Annotated in this window: 9 protein-coding genes; 3 read left to right on the plus strand and 6 right to left on the minus strand. The window is 38.9% G+C overall.

Translation table 11 applies throughout. The annotated features are described in order from the left end of the window. Positions 1–87: 87 nt before the first annotated feature. From OE105_RS11195 to OE105_RS11220, 6 genes are all read right to left on the minus strand, one after another. Complete coding sequence (locus tag OE105_RS11195; protein WP_275420259.1) at positions 88–894, minus strand: ABC transporter permease; 807 nt, start codon at positions 892–894, stop codon at positions 88–90. Positions 895–926: 32 nt separating this feature from the next. Continuing rightward, entirely contained in the window at positions 927–3,017 is a 2,091-nt protein-coding gene (locus OE105_RS11200; protein ID WP_275420260.1) for a CDP-glycerol glycerophosphotransferase family protein, read from the minus strand. Then, positions 2,998–4,200: a CDP-glycerol glycerophosphotransferase family protein gene (locus OE105_RS11205; RefSeq protein WP_275420261.1), complete on the minus strand. Its 1,203-nt coding sequence runs from the start codon at positions 4,198–4,200 to the stop codon at positions 2,998–3,000. The genes OE105_RS11200 and OE105_RS11205 overlap by 20 nt, the downstream gene beginning before the upstream one ends. After that, on the minus strand, positions 4,193–4,591 hold the full coding sequence (gene tagD / locus OE105_RS11210; protein ID WP_275420262.1) for a glycerol-3-phosphate cytidylyltransferase: 399 nt from the start codon (positions 4,589–4,591) through the stop codon (positions 4,193–4,195). Before tagD ends, OE105_RS11205 begins: the two co-directional genes overlap by 8 nt. A gap of 248 nt (positions 4,592–4,839) precedes the next feature. Then, the gene (locus OE105_RS11215; RefSeq protein ID WP_275420263.1) at positions 4,840–6,738 is read right to left on the minus strand and encodes an FAD-dependent oxidoreductase; all 1,899 of its coding nucleotides are present in this window, start codon (positions 6,736–6,738) and stop codon (positions 4,840–4,842) included. Between the two features lie 852 nt (positions 6,739–7,590). Further along, complete coding sequence (locus OE105_RS11220; protein WP_275420264.1) at positions 7,591–12,348, minus strand: S8 family serine peptidase; 4,758 nt, start codon at positions 12,346–12,348, stop codon at positions 7,591–7,593. A gap of 1,272 nt (positions 12,349–13,620) precedes the next feature. Here OE105_RS11220 and OE105_RS11225 point away from each other — a divergent pair. From OE105_RS11225 to OE105_RS11235, 3 genes are read left to right on the plus strand one after another with little or no spacing between them, the layout of a single operon-like run. Then, positions 13,621–15,471 (plus strand): S-layer homology domain-containing protein, encoded by a 1,851-nt coding sequence (locus OE105_RS11225; protein ID WP_275420265.1) that lies wholly within the window; start codon positions 13,621–13,623, stop codon positions 15,469–15,471. Between the two features lie 41 nt (positions 15,472–15,512). Then, the gene (locus OE105_RS11230; protein WP_275420266.1) at positions 15,513–16,250 is read left to right on the plus strand and encodes a WecB/TagA/CpsF family glycosyltransferase; all 738 of its coding nucleotides are present in this window, start codon (positions 15,513–15,515) and stop codon (positions 16,248–16,250) included. Beyond that, a complete protein-coding gene (locus OE105_RS11235; protein WP_275420268.1) occupies positions 16,243–17,823 on the plus strand; it encodes a putative polysaccharide biosynthesis protein in 1,581 nt (526 codons plus the stop codon). Before OE105_RS11230 ends, OE105_RS11235 begins: the two co-directional genes overlap by 8 nt. The last annotated feature ends 117 nt before the right edge of the window (positions 17,824–17,940 follow it).

A 17,940-nucleotide genomic window follows, 5' to 3' on the forward strand; every position in this document is an offset into this window, starting at 1 on the left:
TGTCCATCCGTATCCCTTATGCGTAATATTTTTCTATCCCCGTTTTTCCGATTCATACTGGACGGATTAACCAACTTTCAAGACGGTTTAAATCAATTCGACAAAATGACTCCGGAATTTTAAATGGAGTTTCGACCCAATCCATAGGAGAATAAAAACGAGTGCCCAAAAATATAAAGTGTACTCCCAATGTTCAAATAAATACCACGATTGACCGAAAAAGGCTGCCCGGTATCCTTCAACTAAATAATACAATGGATTCGCCTTCATGACCATTTGAACAAAATCCGGCAAACTTCTCGTTACCCAAAGGATTGGGGTTAAGTAAATGAGCATGCGCATAAAAGCTGCGATTAAATTTTGAATATCCCGGATAATCGTCGTCAATGTGGATGTAATTAACGTGATCGAAAATAATAAAATCACGGTTGAAAACAAAAAATATGGGATTTGCAAATAATAGATCGTAATCGGATAACCCGAAAATTGAAAGGTAACAATTGCGATAGCTAACAGACCGAGATGTGGGTAAAGTTTTGAGAAAATAACAAAACTCGGAATGACGCTCATCGGAAAATTCATTTTAGAAATTATCGTTTTCCGCTTGTAAATCGCCTTTGACCCTTCTAAAATGGACGGGTTTGCGAAAAACCAGACGATGATCCCTGCCAACATCCATTGGAAAAAGGGAATGCCACCCACATCCTGTCCACCGCGAATTCCGTAACCAAAGACAAACCAATAAATGCCTACTTGTATTAACGGGTTGATGATTTCCCATGAAACCCCTAAGTAATTGCTGTTGTTTTTACTTTTTATTTCAAACAAGGATAGTCTGCGTATTAAATGGAAATATAGTATTTGTTCTTTCAGTATTTGCCCGATTGAATGCATAACCTTCGTCCTTTAGTCGGAGGAACTCACCCTCAGCGCATTAACACTTTACTGCGTTGAGGAGCTGATCCCCCCAATATTTTTTCTGCTACTCGCTTCGAAGCTTCCCCGTCTTCCCAAGCACAGAACCGTTCATAAAATTCATCAAAATTCGGTGGTAAGGCGGATCCGTTCTGTTCCAACTTACGAATTTCGCCGATCACCTCTTCCGTCGTTTTGACTAACGGACCGGGAGCTTTCTTTTCAAAATCGAAATAAAAACCCCGGAGCCGGTCCCGATAATCTTCAATATCATAGACGAAAAAGATCATCGGTCGTTTCAAATTGGCGTAGTCGAAAAATACGGAAGAATAGTCGGTAATGAGTAAATCAGAAATGACATACAATTCTCGTATATCTTCGTGATTGGAAAAATCGTACACAAATCCTTCATAGCCTGAAAGATCCAAGTTTTCCGCAACGAGGTAATGTAATCTCAGCAGGATAATGTATTCTTTTCCCAGCTCTTCCCGCATTCGGTTTAAATCGAGTTGTAATTCAAATTTGTATTTTCCCCGGCTATAAAATTGATCGTCCCTCCACGTCGGTGCATACAGAATAACTTTCCGATCGAGGGGAATTTGAAAGCGGGTTTTCAAATCTTTAATTGTTTGTTCATGATTCCCCTTATATAAAAAATCATTCCGTGGATAACCGGATTCGATCATTTCTTTTTCAAACCGGAACGCACGCCGGAAAATTTCACTGGAATAAGCATTCGGAGAAATTAAATAATCCCAGTTCCTCGACTCTTTATAAAAATTTTTCTTATATTTTTCCGTATTCGTCCCCGGCATATGCACTTCTTCCATATCCATCGCAAGCCGTTTCAACGGGGTTCCGTGCCACGTTTGCAAATAAATGGTATGCTTCGGTTTTGGAATCCAAAGGGGTAAGCGACTGTTGGAAATCCAATATTTCGCCGTAGCCATCAAAAATAACCATTTTACGGAAAACCGTTTAGCAATCTTTAACTCTTTTCCTTCAAAATTGCCGATATAGCGTTTGTCCACACTCCAGTACAATTGATAACTGGGATAATGGGTTTTAATATATTCATAAATCGCCCGCGGATTACAACTATACTGTTTTCCTAAAAAGCTTTCAAACATTATGAGCTTTTTATTGGCAGGAAACAGACCGACCAATTGGAATACGAACTTATACATTTTTTTCGTAAAGGATAAATTCCGAAAACGGATCCACTGCCTTCTTACAAAGATCCGAAAGCTCACTTCTTCCAATTTCAAAGTAACATACCTATTCTTTTTCGATAAGTAAATCGATAATTTTCTCTTTTCATGATTGTTTTTCGTTTTTTTACATAACCGAAACGACGGGTGTCCGTATACCATTTTTAATGATCCGCTTTCCAATATGGAGTCCGGATTTTTGTAAGTTTTCAAGCTTTCAGGGTATTGAATTTGGAGCAAAAATGTGTACCGCCCGATATCTAATTGTCCCATGTCCCGGGTGGGGTCAATGACGATTTGAAACCGGTACACGTCCCCATCTTTTTCTATCATCGGTCGAGCCGTCCAAACGATATCACCGGTCTTGCTTCGTTTTAACCGGATATGGACTGAATCCGGATTTTGTATCGGTTCGTCTGCCTTTCTTACACATGTAGGATCCAATTTCGGTTTGGGAACGACGAATATCCCATGTAAATGGATGGAGCCATTCCCAACAGGTTGTATATGTGTAAACTGGGCAAATACGGTTATATCCGTCCGTTTAATCGAAACATTGCCCTTTTTCGTCGTAAATGGAACGATCAGCGTCTCGCTAATCCAGCCGTATTTTTTTTGTAAAAACGGTTCTTCGGAACGAATGCGGACGGTTTGATCTTCTTCCTTTACGTATAGGTCGATCGTTCGATCGACCTCCAGCAGATCATCGACAGATGACATCGGGATTTTTGCTACAAATTCACCGTCTTGTTCGGCCAACGGAAACGTATCTTCCCGTTTCGTTTTTCGCTGTATCCATAATAATCCACACGGACGAGTCGCCTCTTCAACGGACAAATGGATGTATAAATAATGTTCATCAACATAGATGTTAGTTAGAGTCGCGTTCAAAGGGACTGTCCCCCCTCATTAAATATTGTACCAATTTTTCCGATGATTCTCCGGTTGTATATGTATTCCACTTCTGGTGAAATGCGATATAGTTTTCTTCGTTAAATGTATGGTTTAAAATTACGTCGAGAATTTCCGATGTATTGTGAGCGACCGCTCCTGGTACCATTTCCTCATACGGTTCCCAAATTCCCGGATTCCGCTTATAACTTTCCAAATCGTACGGGTAAAATATCATCGGCTTTTTTAACAGGACGTATTCAAATGGGATTGACGAATAATCAGTAATCAATAGATCTGAAACTACCATAAGTTCATTGATACTGGCTTTTTTTGAAAAATCAACGACAAAGTCTTCAAATCCAGAAAACATCTGTTCCGGCATGGAAACAGACGGGTGCATACGAATAAAAAGGACGTATTCCCCGTGTAGTTTTTCATATAACAAGGGGATGTCCAAATTCAATTCATTATCCTTTGGATTCGGTCGGAAAGTCGGTGCATATAAGATGATTTTTTTTCCTTTATACGCAGGATATTTTCTAAAAAAAATGTTTTTCTTTTCTCTTATTTTTGATTCATTGAAAAAAAAGTCCGTACGGGGAAATCCAAACCGAAGAAATTGGTTTTCACTTAAAAGAAAAGCTGCTTCAAATTGTTTGGCAAAGGCATCCGAATTGACAACGACTTTATCAAATTTAGAATAAACTTTTAAAAACCGTTTTTTCGCCCGGTTGCTTCTCTTTTTTGTTGCATGGTCCATCAATCCAAATTTTTTGATCGCACCTGCTGCGTGCCAAATTTGGATGCATTCGGTTTCTTCTTTGATCGGAGCAACAGCAAAGACCCCGAAATAATTATCGGTGATAATTTTTTTCGCCGTCATCAAATGATAAGCTGCCTTGATTTCGTCCGTGATTTTTCCAGATTCGATTTTATAAACCGGGACAGAGGAAGCCTTTTGTATGCTGTTATAACAATGTTTTTTACATAAAAAAACAATCTCCCCGTCATATTTTCTCCGTTTCAATTCCCGATAAATATATAGATTATTCTCTTTAAAACTGGCAACGAATACGATCTTATTTTTAACAGGGAGTTTTTTTAAAAAAAAGAATAGAATTTTGTGAAAAACTAAGTAGACTTCAATGAACCATTCCCGGACAAATGATTGTTTATACATTTTTTACCGATATCAAATCCTTTTTTATTTTTGTTGTTGAGATACCAATCGTTCGTGGTAAATAAATGACTTCGCACAATTCTTTTAACTCGTCAAATTTTCCTGTCCAATCATCGCCCATCACAAATATATCCACGTTATGTTTAATGATATCATTCTTCTTTTGTTCCCAATTTTTCTCCGGAATAACTTCATCCACATAACGGATCGCTTCTAAAATCATTTTCCGGTGCTCATAACTATGGTAAGCTTTCTTGTTTTTCAACGCATTAAATTCATCCGTTGATAAACCGACGATTAAATAGTCTCCTAATGCTTTTGCCCTGCGCAATAAGTTGATATGCCCATAATGGAGCAAATCATACGTACCGTACGTAATCACCTTTTTCATCTTATCACCCCTTCACACTCTTGTTCAATAGAATAATATGGTTGGCACATCCAACAACTTCCTGTCCATATATATCTTAGCTGTTGTAATAACATTCGACTTTACCTGTCATTATTTTAAGTTCTTGTGAATATAGTAAAGATACTATTACATAATGTTAATTTTATATTTAATTCTTTTCCTTTACAATACATTATTTAGGATATGTTCTTCAAGTGTTAATTTTATGAAATCGAGTATGAGTAAAATTATTGTAGATAAAATTGACTTAATATAGATGCGGTGATGGCGAAAATTTCTTTTCTTGTTAACTGTTCATCTCTGGAAATATGTTTTGAAATTGGTTCAGTGATAATCTTTTCCTCGAGAAGTACGCTCCAGTGGGCGAAAGTCGCTTCCATTTTTTCCTTTCCAAATAGAACTTCTACTAATAATGTTGCCAGTTGATCTCTCGTTATAGGATGATCTTCTTCTACTAATATTTCATTCCTTTTCTCTACAAATCTGTTATATAAATCTTTCGGAATGGACGTTTGCATACGTAAAAATCCATTATGTAATAAATTAATAAAGCTATGAAAAGTCGCCGTTTCATCTACCCGTAGATCATTATCATAGCCACCATAGACTAAACCGTAATCGATTAAAAACTGTACCTGTTCATCAAACCATTCCCCTTCATATGGATAAGATGTGTCTGTCGGTTTTCGATAGGCGTTTTGTTCTTCCAAAGTTTTTTGTAGCAATTGCACGAGGTCTTTATCTTGACTCATTTGACGGAAAGTGACCCCTTTTTTCACTGCAATGGCTGCAGCTGCTCCTGCCGCTTCTCCCGTAGTCATCCCCGTTGGAACGATCCGTGCACTTCCTGCAGCCAGTGAGGAATAGCCGGAAGATCGGCCGACAACTAGTAACCCGTCAATTTGTTTCGGGATTAGACTACGGAAAGGGATAGCATACTGCTTTGGATTCGCCATAACATATCCATAATCTTGAGGCGTTTGGGCTTGAATATCGACGGGATAAGCTCCGTAGGCAATTGCATCCCAATGATCAAGGTTCGTCCAAACATCAGACATTGGAAGTTGGTATTCAGAGCGAATATGTCTCGTTTCCCTTATATACAGCTCGGTTGGGAAACTCGCAATTTCGGCTTGTTCAAATCCTGGAAATTCTTTTTTTAAAAAGGTTAAAATATGTTCGGTTTCCCGCTTTCCTTTTTCAATTGCATCCTTTTTCGAATTTTCATCTAACCCATCAACTCCAAAAATTTGCAAAGCATTAATAAAGTATTCATCACCGACTTTTGCCAAATTTAACCCACGTAATCTCGTGTTTTCCTCCACCGGTTGATAGGCGGTAAGTAATTTCGAAAATCCCCAAGCCGCATCCTCTTTCATCGCAGCGTAACCGAACTTTTCTGATTTAACTGCTTCCCGAATTCCTTCCCAATTTACATTTTTTAAGTGAATGATCAAGGTTACGGACATTTTTTTATCCTTCTGACCGATATCCTCACCACCGATAAAATATGGTACTCCCGTCATGACGGCAAAATCCGCATCTTGGGTCGCATCGATAAATGTCTCTCCAAAAGTGTGAAATGTACCGTTTTCATTTTGAATTGTAACCCCTTCGATTTTGTTATTGTTCATATGGGCATTTATAACTTCAGTCTCCGTCGTCAACGTCAAATTGTTCTCTTGGTCGACGAGTTTTTTAAATGCGGCTTTTGCCTCCAAAATCCCAAAGGCACTACCGGCTCCGACCATGTGATGCCACTCTTCAAAAATTCCCCGACTGACCGATTTTCCATCGGCACCTTGTGGGATATCAAGAAAGTTCAACATCCCGTATGTAAATAGACCACCTAGTTCTTTCCGGTTTTCGATGAGCAAAGTTTTCGCCCCATTTCTCGCGGCTGATACGGCTGCAGCCACTCCCTCTGGTTCCCCGCCTATTACAATCACATCATAATGTTCATCGAATTGTTTTAATGGTCCAGGAGATTCATATTGTTCGGTAGTTAAATCTTCTGTTATTGTAGTTGCAGTTTGAGATAATTTATTATTTAGAAGAAAGTAGATTGTGCCTACCCCGAAGACTATTATGATCATTATGGTAACAAGTGTATCTCGCCTTTTCATATGAAATAACCCTCCTTTGCAAAATAAATGGGAAGATTCATAAAAACTATTTCCATCTCCAATTCATCTCCTTTCCTAACTACAACTAATAAACTTTCAAGAGTACAAGCTAACTTACGAACCAAAAAAATCATTGGGAAATCATAGGAAGCGCTCACATATAAATATTTTACACGATATATTGTTAGAATCACGCTTATCCATCATTGACGAAAGTAACCATTTAAAATTCCCTAAACAAATCCTTTCCTATGCTATAAAAAAAGATTGATCATAAATTGCTATGTATCTTTTCATTATAATATCTGATTAAGGAACAGTAAAAAGATTGTAGGAATTAATATTGGGTCTCCCTCAAACGTTTGGTTGATAGAGAAATCAGGTCTCCTCCATCCTACATGTAGACCCATTCCTTTATACTAGTCTCAATGCTCGAAATCTCTTAAAAGTTTTTATATCCATCGCCGTAACCACAGTCAAGACAAGGGTGCGACTTCCGCCCCATTTCTACATACAGGAGAATTTCCCCTTTACGTTCTTCTACTTTTATCACCTGACAATCTTTTAATCCTGGATATTTATGATAAAATTCATAGTACACGCAACTCCATTCTTTTTCTTGTTTCTAGACAATTTAAGTATAAAAGAATGACGGTGTTGCATGTGTTTTTTTCACTAAAATTGTATGAAAACCCCAACATTTATTATAGAGCCAAAAAAGGCATCCGTTCACTCCTTTTTAGTTAGTATGGAGTGGACAGATGCCTTTTATTTTTATCATGTTTAGGTGTTATTCATTTTACCGATTAAGTATACGGCTAAACACCTTTCTACGAAAATCCGATGCTGAGATTATAATTCATCCAAAACATCCAACATCCGGTAAACCATCGTTGCCGCTTCAGCTCTAGTCGCAGTTTCTTTTGGAGCGAATTTATTTTCTCCCCGTCCATTAATGAGTCCAAGGGATAAAGCTTGTTTTATATTTTCGAGGGCATAAGAGCTGATTTGTTCTTCATCTGCAAATGATGAGCCCGTTTCTAAATCTTCCAAAAGTTCTGCATTCGCATATTCAATAGCACGAATGATCATCACAACCATTTGTTCACGGGTAATTTCAGCATTTGGTGCAAATTCTTCTTCAGAAACACCTTTCACAATTCCTGCTCTATATGCTGCCTCAATTCCCGGATAAGCCCAATCGAAATCTTCCGATACGTCAGTAAATATTCCTTCATAAGATTCAGTCGGTAATTTTAATGCTCGTGCAAGAAGGACAGCAAATTCAGCACGGGTGACTTTTCCTTCTGGATTAAATTTCGTTTCCGATTGTCCATTCGTAATCATCCGAGAGGCCAGTACCTCAACCACATCTTTCGCCCAATGATCCTTCACATCATCGAAGCTTTGATCCCGTTCAATGATTACGAATTTAGAGAAGTGGTTAGTACTGAATTTAAATGTTCCTTCATCGTATTTTCCACCTGCATATTGTAAACCGTCCTCACTCACATAATATGCGGAAGCTTTACGTGAATCAGTTAATTCTGCAGTTATTGGAACGGTGACTTTAACAGGTTCTTCAAACTCATTTACCTCAGTTTGAACATCATCGGTTTCTGATACAACAGAAAATTCATATACATCAGAAACAACCGATCCATCTGTTTCAACATCAGTATCTGTTGCTAAAGCAAGGGAGAATGTTACGATTTCTGATGTTTGCAATCCCGAAATGACCGAATTTCCAAATTCTGTTTCTAACTCACCGGATTTAACGACAAGTGTTTTTCCTGAATCGGACACTGCTTTTAATGCGCGTTGAGAGACTATAACATTCATTTCACTTACTTGTTCTGTCAGTTCTGGGACTACCACAACCACTTGATCTACGTCTTGATCTTCTGATTGTTCAATGATTGATACTTCATCTGCTACGACGGCATTTTCAGCAGTTTCCAGTTTTTCAATTTCAATAACTTGCTCAGTTTGATTTCCGACGACGTCGCTTACTTCCAACGTTAATGTATTTGTTCCATCCACTAAATCAAGTTCAAGATCAATCGTTTCGTTAAACGCAACCATATCAAGAGGCACACTGAGCTCATGAACATATTTTTCATCGCCATTTACATACAAGCGAATTTCATCGAAATTATCTTGTACTGTAACAGGTACGGTAATTTTGTCTTTATCCGTTAATGTTGGGAATAAACCAACTTCGATGCTCGGATCTTTTGTATCAACGAGAACTGTCCGGACAATTTGGCTTTCATTTCCGTGTTCATCTACGGCTTTAACCACAACATCTTGTACGCCGTCTTCAAGGGTTAACACGTGGTCGAAATATTCTCCATCAAAATAATCCGGTTCTTCCCCATTAATTGTTAAGGAAGCAATATTGGAATCATCTTCTACCGATCCATATACATATACTTCCGAATCAGAAAATCCATCATAATGGTTCGGTGAGTTTACATAAATGACTGGGCTATCTGCTTCATCTTCACCAGGTATTGTGAAGTTATACTCAGAATGATTTAATGCAGTATCCCAAACAACGACTGTAATTTGGTCTTTTCCTTCAATACCTTCTAATTGAACCTCTGTTTCAGTCATTGGGTAGTAGTCATAGTAGTATCCATTTACATATACTTCCCAATAGTCTGCACCACTCACTTCATCGACAACATCGGAAATTGATACGGTGTTTGTATCAAAATCATATTCAACCGTGGCCTCAGGTGCAGTGTAATCGACTTTTACAGGGAATTGGATGCTTTGCCATTCAGCACCTTCAAAGTCAATGACACCACTTACTTCAAGAATATAATCGCCTTCAGGAGCTAATTCTCCATCGATATATCCATCCCATCCAAAGTCATTGTCATACACATATGGACTAGAAGTGATATTGGAATAGGTTTTTCTATAGTTTTTCTCCGTTCGAATGGTCCGTAAGGTATTTCCTTCTTCGTCTAGTACAGATACTTTCAATTCTTTAACATTTCTGAATAAAGAGAATATTGGTACTGCCATATCAAACTCGCCATCATCATTCGGAGAGAAGGCAAAGCGTTCTGGATTAAAATCTTCTTCAAAAACGCCACCATTGATAATATAACCCAAATCATCTACTAAGAAGGTTATTCCCCAATACGTCATCGGATCCCATGCATAATAGTCAAAGATTGGCGCTGCATCCCAATCACCTTTAAATCCAACGAACGGAACAGTTAATTCCGGATTCGTATCGGTCGGATCCGTCAACGTGACAAAACCATCTAACCAGTAGCCGTTTTCGAAATAGTCTATTAAGCCGTCATTCCAATCCGTTACATCGATCGTGACATCAAATGTTGTTGAACCGTTAGCAGGCACTTCAATAGTTGTTGTCGCTTCACCATTGACCGTAACGGTATCGGAAAGTTCCAAAGCTCCAAATAAATTCGGTGCAGAAATGTAAACCCCAGCATTCACCGGTGTATCCGTTTGTGCAGTTCCAGTTACTTCATAGGTGAGGTCTTCATCGGATAAGTTATCGACCTTGAGTTGGAATGTAACTACGTTATCGGTGATTTCTTTTAACGCAACATTAGCTTCACCAGTTTCCACATCCGTTACGATGGCTGGTGTGGAGAGTGCAGCATGAAGTTGCATAAGCCCTGCACCTTGCCGACGGGGTGAAACGTGAGCACCATCGAATTCCACCGGTTTTGCTGTGTTCATCAATAGTTGCTTTGTCATCTCAACTAATGCGGAACCGGTTAGTCCGAAATCTTCCTTTACCTTTTCCATTACGAGTGCAGATCCGCCGGACACATGTGGAGCGGCCATCGACGTACCACTCATCATTCCATACTGGTCGTCATTTAATGTTGAATAAATATTCCCTCCAGGAGCGGTAATTTCCGGTTTAAATTCAAGGTTAGGTGTTAGTCCCCATGATGTGAAATCGCTCATTAAACCAGCAGTGTCGCTCGGAACCATCATCGTTTCATCGGTAAATGTAACCGTAACGGTTTTTCCTTCTTGCAATGCGGCTGCTAGTTTATCCCCGTCACTCTTTAGCATAAACAGTTGGGGAATAACGATTGATGCATCCGTCGCCATATTTACGATGCCATCCGTATTGTTATAAATAATGGCACCAGATGCGCCTGCTGCTTGGGCGTTTAACGTCTTATCGACAAAGGCAAGTTCTCCGCGCTGAATGAGTGCAAACTTTCCTTCAAAGTCCTTCCCTTCAAAATCCTCAGGTTTACCGAGACCCGCATATACGAGTTCAATACTTTCACCTACGGTTAATTCCTTATCATTTGCATTTAAAAATGGTGCACTGCCGGATTCTTCATCGGCAATGGCATATTCGAGTTTATTTGTTGTAATCATGTCATTTTCGAAAGATGCGACAGAAAGGGATTCATTTGCCACACTCGGTGAACCGACTAATCCGTAATCCGGGTTGGATGCATACGGATAAAAATAGCCGTCACCATACATATTTTCATTTCCAGCTGAGATCGAAACGAGAATTCCGTTTTCCGTAGCATTTTTTATCGCTTGTTGAGATGGTGAATTCTCATCGACAAAACCTGCTGGTGATCCTAAAGAAAGATTTAAAACATCAGCGTTAAGCTTAATCGCATCGTCAATCGCTTTGACATAAATATCATCATAAGTGGAACCGAATAAAGGATCGTTCCCGAACACTTTTAAAGCTAACAATTGTGCTTCCGGAGCTACCCCTTTAATGCCACCATTTTCCTCGTCACCATTGGCTCCAACAGTACCTGCAACGTGCATTCCGTGCATGGAGGCATTTGGACCTAAATCCCGGATTTCATTATTTTTATCCATATAGTTATAACCGAATGGAACTTTGCTTGTAAAATATTTTCCTGCCCCAATCGTTCCGTCACTTAACAATCCATTAACATCGTCTTCTGTTAAACTAGCATTCTCAGGATTTGTTAAAACCATATCTTTATGGGTATAATCGATCCCGGTATCTATGATTCCGACAATCATTCCTTCCCCATCATATCCGTAATCTTCCCATACTTGTCGTGCTTCAATAAGATCTTTGGAAGTAACCATCGTCGGTGTTTCTTCGGGTTGTTCATATTCGACCGATTCATAGACAGCCTTTACACCAGAAACTTCTTCTATTTTTTCAACGTCCTTTACTTTCACTTCCATCGAAATACCGTTGAAAACCGTTGTAAATTGTTCTAGTATTTGTGCGTCTGGAACAACCGATCGAATGGATTTTGTTACAGTTGTTTGTTCCTTTTCAACGGCAGATTCAAGATTTTCCCTAACTGATTTGGAAAGTTCCTTGTACAACACTCCTTTCTTCGTCGCTTCTTTAATCGCAGGCTCTGTTTCCAGCTCTACGATGATCCGGATTTTCTCCTCTGGATCCTTCGTTTCTTCAAGTTTTTCTGATAGTTTAATCTCTGGTTTTTCGACCGCTATCTTTGGAACGGAAATTCTCCCTTGAGATGAAGTGCTTGATTGTGTTGCCATTCCCATTCCGAATGCGACCGATTGGAATGTTAGTGCGAAAATGACCACTAACAAGAAAATCCGTTTTACTTTCCTCAATCTCTTCACCTCTCTTTATATTTTTCGAACCTTTTCGGTCCTTATAGAATAATCTAACATATTATAGAAAATTTTTCTATATTTCTCTTTTTTTATATCATTATTATTTTTCTCTATCCAACTATTATTATTTATTATCTAAAAATATAATCGTTTACTTAATTGTGAATTTTTTATTTTTTCTTGTTCTATCAGCAGTATTGCATTAATAAAAAATAAGCGTTCCACCTTCTACTTTCACACCATTATTCACTAATGAACCTTTCTTCTATTGCTATAGCAAGTTTTACTAGAACTTCAACATCCTTGGTAATTTTCTATTAAATGTTAAACGAATAATATTACTATTTATTTAACAGAGAGTTCAATTGGATTCGTTGCTGCTTAATCCTAATCGTGAGTTAAAGTAATAAGATCCGCTTCAAAAGTATTATTTAAGAAAAATCTGTAGTAAATCCTCTTGGCAAACAAATCTCTCTTTTACATCATTCATTCTTAAAAACCCAACTATCAGTTGATTTTCTTATTCCTGATGTTATAACATCTGCAGTGTGGCTTGTTACATCAACAGTTACCTATTCGGATGAAATCATGTTTTTTGTATAATTTTCCAACAAACGATTGTTACCTCTCAATCTTTTTATTTTCCAGTGGTGATCTAGTTTTTAAATTCTGATATAGAGTCCTCAACATTTAAATAAACATTTCTAAAGCCTGCTATAGATCCAGGGAAAGAGATTTTCTGATGTAAGTTACCGTAACTACTGATGGGCGAGTAACACCGTGCCTTGAAAGAAAACAGAATAAGAATTAATTTCGTTACCGTAAATATCTTCATTACTTACAGCTATGACAGCTTTTTCACATCAAAACTGGTCGACTCCGTTAAAGTTGATGTCATCCATTTCACCTTTGAAGACTCCTCAATCTATTGCATAGCCTGAGCGTATACTCATCAATTTGAGTTTATCTATGAAAAATACCCAATTGTGATAAAAAATAAGTAAAAAGGTAGAAATAGCGGTGATTTTTAATATGTTTGTTAAAAAAAAGAAAACGACACCGAATAGTTTATTTTCAAAGCCTAGTACACACTCGTAGTATCCGTCGTTTTTAGATCCCTCACTTAAACCTGTTCTTCGGACTGATTGGTATAAATTTCATTTCATGAAACTTCTATTTTAAATCAATCAACTAATGAAAAATCTATCATTTTCGACAAATTTTTGGTAAATTTGAAGTATAGTAGAACGGAGGTGATAAAAGACGAACATGAAGAAAATTTTCCTCGCCCTTTTCACTTCGATGGTCGTTATGCCTTTTTTCGCAAATAATATTTATGCGGAAAGTGATATCGAGGGGCATTATTTCGAAGAGGAAATGCGGCTACTCATTGAAATGAACATATTGAAAGGTTATGGAGATGGCACATACAAACCGGATGAACCAATTACTCGTGCACAGTTTACTGCCCTGGTTGTTCGGTTGCTCGAATTACCCGAAACTGATGAGTTTCCTAGCTTTACGGACATCAAGAAGGATGATTGGTTCCGTGTTGAAGTGGCAACTGCGGAAAAGTACGGTCTTGTCAAGGGCTATGAAAATGGTCAATTTCATCCCGATTATAAAATAAGCCGTCAACAGATGGCCGTTATTATGGATCGGGTAATTCAGTACAAAGAAGCTTCACCCGGAAATATCGAACTTACCTTTGCCGATGAAAAAGAAATTGCTGATTGGGCAAAATCAGCAGTCCAAACAGTTGTCAATTTCGGTTTAATGAATGGAAAACTAATTAACGATGAGCTCTTTTTCGCACCGAACGACCCTGCCACTCGCGGAGAAGTAGCAGCTGTCCTTACTCGCTTTTTACGTGCAATAGGTGAAGTGGATGACTCACCGAAAAGAGTGGTGAATGTAACCCAATACCCGTATGATTTCCAAACGGTTTTGTCCATGCAAGCGGACAATAACCCGAAAGTGGACGGGACAGGACTATTTACAGCAACGGAGGAACTCGTCGCATATTACTTAAATCCGGAAAATTTTTCTGAAGATGATCCGGAGTTTTTCCAATTTTTAAAACTTTCTTATACGGACGGGTTCGATGGGGACATGATTAATGCGGATATTTTACCCCAATCGGAAGGAAATCCGTTGAAAGGGACGGCGGAATATTTCCTCGAAGCAGCTGAGCGTTTCCAAGTAAACCCGATTTACTTAATCGTCCATGCATTGCATGAAACAGGAAAAGGAACATCCGATTTAGCGAAAGGCGTTCCTGTAAATGACGAAGGTGAGATCGTCGAAGAAGAGGAAGCAACACACATCGTATATAATATGTATGGATACGGTGCGGTCGATAGCGATCCTTTACAAGGTGGAGCGAAGTACGCCTTCGAACAAAAATGGTTTAGCCCGCGGGAAGCGATCATCGGGGGAGCAGAAATAATTGCCAATAGCTACATTACGAAATACGGGCAAGATACGTTGTATAAAATGCGTTGGAATCCGGAAAATCCAACTGTGCATCAATATGCGACCCATGTCGAGTGGGCAACTAGTCAAGCACGGGAGTTGTATGAACTGTTTTCTACATACGACTTAGTCGATAAAGCTATACTATATTTCGATGTTCCTAAATATATCAATCAACCGGCATCGTCGCCACTCCCAGCTCCTGAAGACCGATATGCTGTATTTGAAGTCCCCGACGGGTTGATCGGTGAAACGAAAGTGAATTTGAAATTCCGTACGTATCCGTGGGGAACTGTGATGGAGACGTTGAAAAAGGGAACGACCGTTTCTATTCTCGGGGAAAATGGTGGTTGGTATAAAGTTTCCGTAGATGGAAAAGTTGGTTGGGTGTCCGGGGACAGGGAATATTTTAACATCAAAAATGCATTACAAATTCAATTGGATAGCGGTTATTTAAACGTACGAAAGGATCCGACTACGAATGCGACAATCGTAGGGAGATTGAAAAATAACGATATCGTCTACGGTGTCATCGATGAAAACGGCAAATTTGTGATGGATGGTACGAAAAAATGGTATAAAATTCATTACAAAATTAATGAAAAATGGGATTATGCTTGGATATATGGGGAATTTGTAAAATAAAGGGGGACTGTCCCCCTTTTTTAAAGGAGTTTGATACATACATGAAATGCGTAAATATAATGGGCATTCCCTTCTTTTATACCGATCAGTCCTCCTTTATCCAATTGTTAGATGAGCGAATTCAACAAAAAAAGAGGACCTTTGTTGTCACAGCCAATCCTGAAATCGTCATGAAGGCGAAGGAAGATGCGGATTTTAAAAACACCATTTTACAGGCCACGTATATTACCGCTGATGGAATTGGCATTGTGAAAGCAGCAAAATTATTGAAAGATCCGCTCCCTGGTCGGGTAACCGGTTTTGATACGATGATGGGACTTTTACAAGTTGCCAACGAAAAACGATATAAAATCTTTTTGTTAGGAGCAAAACAAGAAACGTTGGATAAGGTTGTAGAAAAAATTAAAACGAATTATCCCGGTATCCAAATTGTTGGTGCCCGTAACGGATATTTTGATTGGAAACAAAACGATATCATCGACCAAGTGATCGACGCGAAGCCGGATATTACATTCGTGGCATTAGGTGTGCCAAAACAAGAACAATGGATCGCGGAAAATATCCACCGGGTGGAAAGCGGTGTAATGATGGGCGTTGGCGGTAGTTTCGATGCGATTGCCGGTACGGTAAAACGAGCACCGGAGATTTGGCAAAAATTGAATTTGGAATGGTTATATCGTTTGATTCAACAGCCGAGCCGGTGGAGACGGATGTTAGCATTACCCCGTTTCGCCTTGGAAGTTATCGTTGAGAAAATGAAAGGATCCCGCCATGAATAAATCCACGTTTTTAAAAGGAACGATTATTTTAACCATCGCTACATTAACATCGAAAGTGCTCGGTTCGATTTTCCGTATTCCTCTTCAAAATATCGCCGGGGATGAAGTACTCGGCATTTTCAGTTTAGTGTATCCTGTATATATGGTCGCACTCATTTTATCCGTCGCAGGAATTCCTACCGCCATTTCTAAACTTATTTCGGAAGCCCGAGTAAAAAATGCAGAACATATTTATCCCATTTATCGAACGGCAGGAATCCTTGCTCTTCTTTTTGGTGTAACGAGTTTTACACTCATTTTTCTTTTCTCAAATTCAATTGCAGATGCTTTAGGGGGACAGGATACGCGACTTTCCCTTCTGATCGTCGCATCCACCTTGCTCGTTGCCCCGTATATGGCTGTGTACAGAGGATATTTCCAAGGCTTTGAAGATATGCGACCAACAGGGATTTCCCAAGTCATTGAACAGTTCATTCGGGTTTGTCTAATTTTAATCTTTGCTTACCTTTTAGTGGAGATGGGTCAGGAAAGTTCGATTGTAGCAGGGGGCGTGATGGTCGGTTCCATATTCGGTGCATTAGCCTCCCTTTTCTATTTGAAAGTCAAATATTGGCGTTCACCTGTAAAGGCGAAAAAAAACGAATACTCCTTTTCCATTTTTAAACGTTGGAGTAAGATTATTTTATCCGTTTCTTTTCCCATTGCCATTGGGTCTTTAACGATGGCGTTATTAAATTTCGTCGATTCTTTTACGATTCCATACGGTTTAAAACAGGCAGGTGTCACCTCCGGGGAGATTCATTCCTTGTATGGAATTTACAGTCGCGGTGTCACACTCGTCCAAATTGCAACGGTGTTTTCCTCTTCAATGGTTTTATCATTGATTCCACTGATTACAAAGCAAATGGCCGAAAATAATTTGGATGGGACGAAAAGAGCGATTGAAAAAACCCATTTCGTTGCCCATTTGATTTCGTGGCCTGCAGCGATAGGATTGTTCGCGTTAAGCGTACCGCTCAATCTCGGGTTATTTACCGATCTACAAGGAACTACGATGCTGTCTATTATTCATTTCAGTTCTGTCTTTACGTCTTTGACTTTGTTAGGAACGGGCATTTTACAAGGAATCAATCGGGCAAATGTTGCGGCGATTGTGATTTTAATCGGTGTTGGGTTGAAAACCGTATTGAATATTTTGTTCGTCCAATGGTTCGGTTTAAATGGTGCAGCCTTATCGACTTTATTCGTCTATCTTTTCTTGTATATCATAAACACTGTACTTATTTACAAATACATTCCTTTTACTGTCTTGAATAAACAAGTGATTAAAATGGTCTTTGCCTCCGTTGTAATGGGCGTATTCATTGGCGGTCCGACATTGCTTTTTTCGATCGAAAACTGGTCGAGAATTGAAGCACTTGGATATGCGTTATTGGCCATCGGGTTCGGTGCCTCGATTTATTTCCTTCAATTGTTTTTCTATCGAGTACTGAATCGGACAGATGTATCCGAACTTCCGATCGCAAATCGATTGTTCAATCGACTGCAAAGGGGAAAAGGGAGAAAACCGTAAATTAAAAAGAGACCATCCAAAAATTCCATTTCAAAGTATAATTAGGTTGAACGACTCATTCGTTTGTCATGTATTTGTCATTTAACGGATGCGTAACCATTTAAACATACATAAAAA

It is taken from the genome of Fervidibacillus halotolerans, from assembly GCF_026547205.1.
Lineage (GTDB): Bacteria > Bacillota > Bacilli > Bacillales > Caldibacillaceae > Fervidibacillus > Fervidibacillus halotolerans.

Bases quoted from the DNA above. Each gene is read 5' to 3' on its own strand.
- OE105_RS11195 (WP_275420259.1), bottom strand. From the start codon at position 894: ATGCATTCAATCGGGCAAATACTGAAAGAACAAATACTATATTTCCAT.
- OE105_RS11205 (WP_275420261.1), bottom strand. From the start codon at position 4,200: ATGTATAAACAATCATTTGTCCGGGAATGGTTCATTGAAGTCTACTTA.
- tagD (WP_275420262.1), bottom strand. From the start codon at position 4,591: ATGAAAAAGGTGATTACGTACGGTACGTATGATTTGCTCCATTATGGG.
- OE105_RS11215 (WP_275420263.1), bottom strand. From the start codon at position 6,738: ATGAAAAGGCGAGATACACTTGTTACCATAATGATCATAATAGTCTTC.
- OE105_RS11225 (WP_275420265.1), top strand. From the start codon at position 13,621: ATGAAGAAAATTTTCCTCGCCCTTTTCACTTCGATGGTCGTTATGCCT.
- OE105_RS11230 (WP_275420266.1), top strand. From the start codon at position 15,513: ATGAAATGCGTAAATATAATGGGCATTCCCTTCTTTTATACCGATCAG.
- OE105_RS11235 (WP_275420268.1), top strand. From the start codon at position 16,243: ATGAATAAATCCACGTTTTTAAAAGGAACGATTATTTTAACCATCGCT.